Annotated in this window: 8 protein-coding genes; 5 read left to right on the top strand and 3 right to left on the bottom strand. The window is 57.3% G+C overall.

Annotated features, from left to right (window positions below; all coding sequences use genetic code 11):
• Window positions 1-471 precede the first annotated feature (471 nt).
• A complete protein-coding gene (locus tag AC0L3S_RS38235; protein ID WP_007596419.1) occupies window positions 472-1,158 on the bottom strand; it encodes an HAD family hydrolase in 687 nt (228 codons plus the stop codon).
• Window positions 1,159-2,784: 1,626 nt separating this feature from the next.
• On the opposite strand from AC0L3S_RS38235, the gene AC0L3S_RS38240 reads away from it, so the two are divergent.
• Window positions 2,785-2,946, top strand: coding sequence for a hypothetical protein (locus AC0L3S_RS38240; RefSeq protein ID WP_157158605.1), 162 nt, complete (start codon window positions 2,785-2,787; stop codon window positions 2,944-2,946).
• Window positions 2,947-4,097: 1,151 nt separating this feature from the next.
• Here AC0L3S_RS38240 and AC0L3S_RS38245 read toward each other — a convergent pair.
• Window positions 4,098-5,381, bottom strand: a complete 1,284-nt coding sequence (locus tag AC0L3S_RS38245; protein WP_007596417.1) for an NAD(P)/FAD-dependent oxidoreductase — start codon at window positions 5,379-5,381, stop codon at window positions 4,098-4,100.
• Between the two features lie 357 nt (window positions 5,382-5,738).
• On the opposite strand from AC0L3S_RS38245, the gene ybgC reads away from it, so the two are divergent.
• Window positions 5,739-6,182, top strand: coding sequence for a tol-pal system-associated acyl-CoA thioesterase (ybgC, locus tag AC0L3S_RS38250; RefSeq protein ID WP_007596415.1), 444 nt, complete (start codon window positions 5,739-5,741; stop codon window positions 6,180-6,182).
• 125 nt (window positions 6,183-6,307) lie between these two features.
• Window positions 6,308-6,589, top strand: coding sequence for a hypothetical protein (locus tag AC0L3S_RS38255; RefSeq protein ID WP_007596414.1), 282 nt, complete (start codon window positions 6,308-6,310; stop codon window positions 6,587-6,589).
• Between the two features lie 4 nt (window positions 6,590-6,593).
• Here AC0L3S_RS38255 and AC0L3S_RS38260 read toward each other — a convergent pair whose 3' ends face one another.
• Window positions 6,594-6,797: a hypothetical protein gene (locus tag AC0L3S_RS38260; protein ID WP_219683517.1), complete on the bottom strand. Its 204-nt coding sequence runs from the start codon at window positions 6,795-6,797 to the stop codon at window positions 6,594-6,596.
• An 860-nt stretch (window positions 6,798-7,657) separates the two neighbouring features.
• Between AC0L3S_RS38260 and AC0L3S_RS38265 the strand changes: the two genes are divergently transcribed.
• Both AC0L3S_RS38265 and AC0L3S_RS38270 read left to right on the top strand, forming a co-directional pair.
• Complete coding sequence (locus AC0L3S_RS38265; protein WP_035993548.1) at window positions 7,658-8,401, top strand: outer membrane protein; 744 nt, start codon at window positions 7,658-7,660, stop codon at window positions 8,399-8,401.
• 164 nt (window positions 8,402-8,565) lie between these two features.
• On the top strand, window positions 8,566-9,446 hold an 881-nt coding region (locus AC0L3S_RS38270; RefSeq protein ID WP_473285031.1), incomplete at its 3' end, for an SbmA/BacA-like family transporter.

Here is a 9,446-nt window from a genome sequence, read left to right on the forward strand (position 1 = left end):
TGGTCAAGCGGCAGATGTACGGGCGCGCTAAGCTCGATCTCCTTCAGGCTAGGCTGATTGGCGCGCCATAAAAACAAACACGATCATCGAATATGCGTCAGAGCCAGCGTTCGACGCACGGGGTGAAGTTGCTCTCCGATTCTACAATGTGACGCTTGCCAACACGCTCGACTATCTGGGATCGCTGAGGTCGTAAGAGCGGCAATGTGTGGGTGCGAGATGGGTTATTGTTCGATCTGGCATCGTCAAGCCTCGAGCAGTCCACCGGTGACGACTACAGGCGCCTGGAATGCCGCGAGTGCGGCAGGTACCGGATTACGGGTTCGGTATTGCAGATGCTGGACTCGCGACTGAGTTGAGCCATGCGACGCGTGCGATGTCGAAGGCGGAGTTCGAATCGCCGAGATAAGCTCGTTCAACATGGACGACATGATCAAGGTTTTACAGACGCTGTGCGGTGATCTTCGCCGATCATGATTTGTGCATTCCAAAAAAACCGTAGCTTCGTAAGATTGGCAACAGCTCATGAAGGTTGTTAATCGTGTAGTCTGGATGCGCCGCTTGCAGGCGCGCCTCGGAAACAAATCCCCCGGTAATGGCTATACTTATCAGTCCGAGATTCCGTGCAATATCCGTTTCGATCGGCATATCGCCGATGATGAAAGTTGACGCTGGTTTCAAGTTGTTCTTCTGCATGTATAGACGAAGTCGCTCTCCTTTGCTTGTCGATTTGTATTGCGTGTCGCGGCTTTCGAACGCGAGCACATCGTCGATGCAGTCATTGATTCCAAGTCTTCTCAATTGGTAGCGCAGAGGGTCGACTATATGGTTGCTCACGATGATGGACGAAGCCCCTTCTCGGCGCGCCAACTCCAAGACTCTGCGCGCGCCCTCGCGTAGATCGGCTCTGCCCGCAAGAGCCTCATAGGCGTCGTGAAACATTGCACTCCCATCGCGATCCACCGTCGCAAGCTCGTCTCGCGATAGTCCGAGGCTGCGATAAAGAAGAGACAGCGGAACGTCGCAATGTTCCCGAAGCGTCTTCATGTCGATCGTTGTACGACCAAAGCGATCTAGAATTGCATTGGTGGTTTCGAGCAGTGCGTATGCATCATCGAGCAACGTTCCATTCCAATCGAAGACGAGAACCGGTTTCATGATCTGACCTTAAGCATAGATTCCGTGCGGGTGCCACCGTCGTTCGCCACGTATAGTAGCACCGAACTACTACGGCATGGGCATCGACACACTAGATGAGATGAAATGCTGGCGAGAATGGAGATGATTGACGCCCGCGATCAATCGAGCAAGTTTCATTTGGACTCCTGGGCCGGCGACTGCGAGGCCGTCATGATCGTACGGGCTCTTTTCGGTGTCCCAGCAATCCACGTGCCACCAAAGCCATTTGCGAGCCCCGCTTGAAGAGGGCAAAACCATGTTCTTCGGCTCAGGCGACGGAATACTCGCGCGTTAGTGTCTGGTCTCCGACATTAACGTCTTCAGCCGGATACGGCTGAACACGACAACGCGAAATGTTGAGTATGAAGGAGGCGCCATTCGCAAGTGTTCGCGGGCGGCGCTCCATGGAGACGGGGCCTTTGCGCTGAAGACGCTCCGGTTGGCATGGGGAAGTCGGGCTTCAGCAGGCGACTGCCTGAGCAACACGCGATTTGAGGACCGCGAAGCGATCTTTCGTGGCGAGCACTCGCGGTCCTTGGCAGACTCGAGCTTCGCTGAATGCGCCTCAGGTCCGCTCATCATCCGGCTTGGGGACGCGGCCCTTGGCATCGCACTTATGTCAACGGTTACATCCAACGCACGGGCAGGGCGAAGAGGCTAAAGCCCTCGCACAATTCCCGCCAGAATATCTGCCCGCTTAAGACATTTTCGACCGTAGCAGCGCAGAACCTGCATCGCGTGTCGCGCACGTTACGTCATCCAAAAGCGCACGTTCCTGCGACCTACGGTGATCGCGAATCGCTTCGCAAGACTAGGTGGCCGACAGTTGACGAAAGCAACAGGGGCTCAGACAGAAGAAGTTGAGCTGCTGCAAGAACACGCAAGGCTTAGAAATATGATCTAACCTGGGCATCTCCCTGCCGGGTTAACTTTGTAACTGGCCGCCCGGCAGCGCTCCTGGCAGCCTTATTGTGTTCCGGCTTGTGGACCGTGGAGGATGGTGCGCGTCAAGACTTCGACCCGTTCGGCAATTTGGCGAATTCGCCTCGCCACGTCCTCGACTGCGGTCATGTCCACCGGCTGCGTGCAGGAAATTGAGCTCATCTTCGCGTTAAGGTCCCTCAGCTCAGCCTTGCAGCGATCTAACTCCGCGTTGAGCATCGTAACTTCATTCATCGCCGTTGCCCGTATTGCCGTTGCTTCCGAGAAGATGTTTGTTCGGAGCATGCACCTGATTGCAATCTTTGTCGCGCTCGCGTGGTTCCACATGGGTAGGGCATCTCGAAAGGCACAGAACGGCCAACCCAAACACCGACCGGGTCGTTCACGCGCACAGCTGCAAATGGAGTCCCCATAGCCAATTTATATAAAGGAATGAATTTCAATGGCACGCGCATGCGTTCCTCTCAGCAAAGCCCGGGCGACCGGCCGCACTCGCAAGAATCCAAAACGATTTTCGGGCCGCAAAGAGCCAAACGGCTTGGGTCCGTTAGGCGAACCGCCGAAATGCTTAGGCAAACCGCACGAGCGCGAGGCGCGGCGAACGCTGTCTGATGACCTTCGATGGTTCAACCCGGAGCCACCGGACGCTAGTGGCAATGGCAAGTGGGCTGGTTGCGCGGCAAATCGGAGGCGAAGACGTTTGCGAAAGCTCTGAATCTTCTCAGAATGATGCTGAATTCCATTGGCGGCTCGCTGTCCGATGCATCGAAAGTAATGATGCCGGAAGTGGAAGATGCTGAAGACCCGGCCGCGAAATACTTCTAGCTCATTCTCAAGTACTCTCGCCTGAATGGGCATCTCCAAACAAGAGTGTAGAAGCCCGGCTGAACCGGACTTCCGCTGTTGTCGGTCGCTCACTTCGGATTGTGATCTGCCCATACGATCAGACGCCATCGAATGGTGCTTGTGCTGACGTATGCGCATGATTGCTTTGCGGAGGCAATGTGTGGCCTGCTGCAATTCCGATTTCGCGATGACAGCCCGTGCATCGGTAGAGAGCGGCAAAGGGAGCCGCGACTCCCGGCCCCTGATCCTGATCGAAACAGTCGCTGTTAGATTGCGGTAGGTAGTTGGCGTTCTTATAGGTAGCCATTCGACTTCTGTCACTAGAGTAAAGCCGGACTTGACCTCTCGGGGCTTACCGAACGTAATGCTGTTGCTGCTAACATCAGCGTTTGGCCCGCAGTCCGCAGCGTTGCGCGGGCAATCGGGGCCGCCAGTCGCAAGCTGGCGGTTCTCCCCGATTCGTTACGAGCAGTGGAACACGTTTCCCGGCGTGCAACCGCAAATAGCGGAACCTTACGCCGGCTATTCACAGCTTCCTGTGGACAACCTCATTATTCGGAAGAGATTTCGCCGCGCACCGCACGCGCTCGGCGCATGGATTAATTATGACACCCCAACAGAAAGCCGCGCTGGCATCTAGCACTACGATGCCGGGATAAAGCAGGGAGGCGAAGTTGCCCTGTCCATCATAAGGGAGTTTCCAGACGGGTTCAGCGAAACGAAATGACGCAGAACTCGCCTCACAGGCTGGCGCTTCCCTTTCGACCGCCGTGACGGCGACTCATGAGCGCTTCCAGTTTGGAGTGGGCCTTCGCGCTGGTGTCTCGCGATATCGAGAAACCCTTTTAAAGTGCGGCTTCGGTCACTGCCGGCTTTTGCGTTGAGCGCGTCTTCATCGAGCGATCCGTCGGGGAGATGATCCGCCTCCACGGTGCGGACTGGCATTCGGCGGAGAACCGACAGCTCGAGTCATGAACGTCACCCGTCGCAAGCTCGTCGTTCATCCGATCGTCTACCCGAGGTATGCCAAGTTCCATGACGGCGCCCTTGAACACATCATAACAACATCACGAGGACCGGCATGCTTCGAGCGAGGGCAGCTTGTGAAGCCAACCGGGTTGCTGGGGTGATCAGAACCAGGAATCCATCAGGTGAACAAGCTGGGAGCCCGCCGTATAAAACGCCTCCTGCGCTGCACGAAAGCGCTGGGCTTCAACGGCGGTGACCGGCAACGGCAGGTCGTTCTCCGCGATCTGCCCCAATACATACGAAGCCAAAACACTGCCAAACACAGTGCCTGGTGCGATTCCGCGGCCGTTATAGCCACTGAAACCGATGACTTGGCGGTCCAGCTTGTGAAGCCGGGGCAAGTTGTCGGAGGTCATTCCAATCATGCCAAACCAGCCGGTTTCAAACTGGACGCCCCGAAGTCCTGGAAAAAGCTTGTGCAACGATCTTTGGGCCCAAGCGCGGTGAATAGATCGCCCAATCCCCTCAAGCGCACCAACACTGCCAAACACGAGTCGCCCGGAGCGATCGAGACGAAACGAAGAGAGGACTTCTCGAGTGTCCCACACACCCTGCCGCTCAGGCAGGATCGACTTTCTCAGATCATCGGGCAGACATGGCGTGCCAAAGTTGAAATAGGGCAGTTGAATCTGTTCCTGCCGTACCTCAGACCAAAGTCCCTTGCTATAAGCGTCCGTCGCGACGACCACCCAGTCGGCCTCTACAGATCCGCTTTCGGTGCCGACTCTCCAGCGGAAACCATTCTGTTGCGCCATGACGGCCTCACTATGCGTAAATATCCTGGCTCCCATCGCAAGCGCGGCCCGCGCTAACCCTCGCACATAAGCCAATGGCTGTATGGTGCCGGCGCGCTTATCGAGCAGCGCGCCGGTGTAGTCGCCACCGCCTACTTTGCTGCGTGTTGCCTCCGCATTTAGCACCAGGACGGGCGCTCCACGCTTCTGCCACTGTTCGGCACGGGCCTCAACCTCCTCCAAGCCCTTACGTCCGACCGCACAATGCAAGGTGCCGGCACGTTCGACTTCACATTCGATGTGGTGCTTTTCGATGAGCTCGAATACCGTCTGCGGTCCGCGGCCGAGCTGTTCAAGTAACCGTTCTCCAAAAGGCGCGCGGAGCGCGGCCGGAAGCGACTCAGGCATGAGCCACATGCCCGCATTCACGAGTCCGACGTTCCGCCCGGACCCGCCGAATCCTATTTCAGACGCCTCCAAAAGCGCAACACGCGCTCCACCTTCAGCTAGATGAAGGGCCGCCGACAGCCCGGTATATCCACCGCCAATCACGACGATATCCGCTGCAATTTCATCAGTAAGTGGAGCAGTTTGTGGCGCTGGTGGCGCAGTCAGCACCCACAGTCCGTGTGATCGTCGATTGTTTCGCATCCGCCAATCCTCTTACAAGTAGCTTCTTGATCGACCCGAGCTCCAGCAGCCATCGTGAATACCGCTAAGTTCTGGCGGACCTCTCTAGTATCCAAGCGGACCTCCCTAGTATCCAACACTGACGTGCCAGCGCCACACCGGCAGGCAAATCGCAGGCCAAAAGGGCAGTTCGTCATCACCCCGAAGATCAGGCCGAGCTACTAAGTTGTTGATCTGTTGAGGGCACGCGCAGCACCCACGCGGCGGTGCGCCGGAGCTCCGACTGCGCGAACAAAGCCAAAGCCCCTCGGCGCTTGCTCTGGAACGCGCCTTTGTGCGAGACAATGGGTCCCAAAAGGGCAGCAAGGGGACCACACCGTGAGAGCCTCTCTTGATGGCGAAATTCGCGACGGCCGCCATCATATGCAGATCCGGGTCTATTTCGAAGATACCGACTCCGGCCAGATTGTTTATCACGCAAATTTCTTGCGCTTCATGGAACGCGGCAGAACGAACTACTTGCGCCTGCTCGGAACGAATCAGCAAGCATTACTCAAAGAAGCCAAGAACGATGCGCCCGGTGTTGCCTTCGTTGTGCGCTCGATGACGATCGATTTTCTAAAACCGGCGGTCTTGGATGACATTCTTGACGTCGTCACAGTCCCGCAAGAGGTGAGGGGCGCGTCGATTGCCTTGCTGCAGGAATGCAGGCGTGGCGACGATCTCCTGGTCACAGCACGTGTACGGGTAGCGTTTATCTCAGCTGGAAAGGCGCAGCGCATCCCGAAGTCGCTGCGGCTCGCTATGGAAGGGCATAGATAAATCTGCCGCCTCATTCACGCGTTTGCCTTGCAGCGCTCCACCGAAATCAAGTCATCATGGCGGCGTAAGTTAAAGCAAATGGGCTGCGGCAAACCCGGGGCGGCTCAATTGCACAGTCCAGCCGAATGAATCAGAAGCCGGCGAAGAACGAAAATAAATCGGACTTCGTCGGCCGCTTTGGTCACAGCGACCACAGCGAAACCCACGTCAAGGATGACGGGCCGATTGGCGACTGGCGCGGCTATCCCGGCGGCGCTGCCGTGGCGAACTTGCGCGATCGCATTTCGCGGCTCTTCTCAAATGGCGGCACCGTCTCCATTGCCCCATGCTCCATCTGGCTGACGGCAGCGAGGCGGATGGTTTCCGGGCTGCGCGCCAACGCTCGGTGCTCTTGCCACTCCGGATAAAAAATCATGGAAGAGGGCGGAACCGAGCGCGATCATTTTCGACGAGATGGTCAAGACGGTCCAGGAGCCGGCCCAATCGAAGGCGGCCGGCGGCCTCGTCCTTGGGTCTGAAAACATCAAAGGCACGTTTGTCGGATTCATTAGAAGGTACAATCTTTATGTTGTTTTCTGGAATGCGGATCAGCACGATCGAGCGATCGTCATTCACCGTCGCTCAAAGAGGATGGATATCGTCGCGGAAATGCCGCTTACGTTCGAGACCGCGCATCGGCTAGCGCTCTTCATGCCGCGTGCCGTGCCGACAACCACATTGCGCCGGATGCGCCGCCAATCGAATGAAGGGCCGCGCGGCCATTTTCGAAGTTGGTCCGGGCCTCCAATAGGCAAAACTGTTTCGTGGGGCGCCCACTTTATGTCAGCGAGTGCCATGATATCAGAATGGCAACCGGTGGCCTGTGGGCTGCCATACCTTACTTCACCGCTTGAACGCGCGAGGATAGTGCCGTGGCTAATGACGTAGAGCTTCTGATCTCGTATTTCGCGCTTTCGGGGCACGTTTACCCGCTGGGGGCCTGCTGAGGTCACTCCATTCCAATTCAAAGGCAGGGTCGAAGGGGCAGCGCGCGCGGGGTTCAACGGGTTCGGTCTTCACTACGAAGACACGATGGTCGCGCAAAGCAAGATTGGTTTTGCGGAAATGAGACGCATTCTTCAAGACAATGGCATCAAATATCTGAAGATTGAATTTCTGCTCGATTGGTACAGGACTGACGAGAAGCGAATGGAATCCGACAAATTCCGTCAGCAAACTGCTCGATGTCTCCGCCGAACTTGGAATGCGGGATATCAAGGTGGGCCCGGGATTCCAAGAAACGCATGCCGATGTGGCGCTCCGCCCATGGTGGCCTCCGTAAGGGGACACTTGGGAATGATCTGCAACGCAGAACCTAACGCAGCGTCCGGTTCACGCATTTCTTTCGGCACGAATGTTGTGACGCAGCTACAGCAATTCGCGCGCACGTTGTTAAGACGCATGAGGCTCGGGGCACTCAAGACATGAGAGTAGAAATGAAGAACTTCTTGCTTACGACTGTGAGCATTGTGGCGCTTGGCGCAATTGCGTCCGCATCCGGTGCAGACCTGGCTGCGCAGCCCGTCCAACCTCTCTACTCCAAAGCTCCGCCGCCTGTCGCGGCTGCAATTTACGACTGGAGCGGCCTCTACGTCGGTGTGAACGGCGGCTTGGGCTCAAGCTCGAATTGCTGGGACTACAATGGTCGCACCCCTGAGGGCTGTCATGATGCGACCGGCATTACCGTCGGCGGGCAGATCGGCTATCGATGGCAGATCGGCCAGATCGTGCTGGGCGTTGAAGGTCAGGGGAACTGGGCTGATCTGAGCGGATCCAACGTCAGCATTGCGTTCGGCGATGTCGACCAGAGCAAGATTGGTGCGTTCGGTACGATGACTGGGCAGATCGGTTATGCGCTCGACACCGTACTGTTTTACGCCAAGGGCGGCGTCGCAGTGGCGAGCAACACGTATCTAGTCAACTCCGCAGTCACGGGCGCGCAGTTCGCGGGCGCTGATAGCAGCCCTTGGGGTGCTACTGTGGGCGCCGGGATCGAAGTCGGTTTCGCGCCGAACTGGTCGGTAAGCGTCGAGTACGACCACTTGTTCATGCGGGATGCCGACGTGAACTTTGTCGTGGCTGCTGGTTCGCTGGGCGGCGACCGCATCCGCCAGGATTTCGATCTTGTGACTGCGCGGCTCAACTATAAGTTCGGCGGCCCGATTCTGCTCAAATATTGATCTGAAGTCGGACTGGTGAATCGAAGGCCCCGGCTAGACCGGGGCCTTTCAGGCATCGCGCGTGCGACGCGACTGGCGGGTGACCGGAAGTCAGGAACAGTTAGCGAAACCGCGGCGAGTTCATCTTCTGAGCTGAAGTTCTAAGTCGATAAAGGACGGCGAGCATGTTCGTTTCATTCTTCCCTCGACCAAAGTTGTTCTTTGCGTCGTCAATTCTTTGGACGGCGTTGGCGATGGCGTTTTGGTATGTATTTGCCGGCAATCTCTTTCCAGCCCCGGAGAAGCCGGTCGGGCTTGCGACGTTCTGGTCGGCCTCGGCGCTGTGGTTTGATCTCTATTTTGCGCTGACCGTTACGGCGTTCGCGGCGGCATGGATGTTATTTGCCCCGCATCCCTGGGCGACGTGGTCCATTCTTGGTTCGGCGTTGATCCTGTTCACCTCTTACTTTCAGGTCCAGGTCTCGGTCGCGATCAACAGCTGGTATGGACCGTTCTATGACATGATCCAGGCTGCGCTTTCGAAGTCGGCGCCGGTCACGGTCGAGCAGTTCTACAGCGAGTTGTCGACCTTTGCCGGCATAGCGCTCGTGGCCGTCGTGGTCGGCGTGATGACGCGATTCTTCGTCAGCCACTACATCTTCCGCTGGCGCACGGCGATGAACGATTTTTATGTCGCCAACTGGCCGCGGCTGCGCACGATCGAAGGCGCCTCCCAGCGGATTCAGGAAGACACCATGCGCTTTGCCAGCACCATGGAAGGTCTAGGCGTCAATCTCATCAGCGCGGTGCTGACACTGGTGGCCTTCCTGCCGGTTCTGGTGAGGTTGTCCAGTAACGTCACCGAGCTGCCTCTGTTCGGCTCGATTTCCTATCCGCTGGTGTTCGCCGCGGTCATCTGGTCGATCCTGGGCACCGGCGTTCTCGCGCTTATTGGCATCCGCCTGCCCGGAATTGAATTTTTCAACCAACGGGTCGAAGCGGCCTATCGCAAGGAGCTCGTGCTCGGCGAGGATGATACGGCGCGTGCCAATGCGCCGACATTGAG

It is taken from the genome of Bradyrhizobium sp. Ken01, assembly GCF_055807355.1.

What these genes read in the sequence shown, in the direction of transcription:
- AC0L3S_RS38235 (WP_007596419.1), bottom strand. Translation starts at nt 1,158, where the DNA reads ATGAAACCGGTTCTCGTCTTCGATTGGAATGGAACGTTGCTCGATGAT.
- AC0L3S_RS38255 (WP_007596414.1), top strand. Translation starts at nt 6,308, where the DNA reads ATGAATCAGAAGCCGGCGAAGAACGAAAATAAATCGGACTTCGTCGGC.
- AC0L3S_RS38245 (WP_007596417.1), bottom strand. Translation starts at nt 5,381, where the DNA reads ATGCGAAACAATCGACGATCACACGGACTGTGGGTGCTGACTGCGCCA.
- AC0L3S_RS38265 (WP_035993548.1), top strand. Translation starts at nt 7,658, where the DNA reads ATGAAGAACTTCTTGCTTACGACTGTGAGCATTGTGGCGCTTGGCGCA.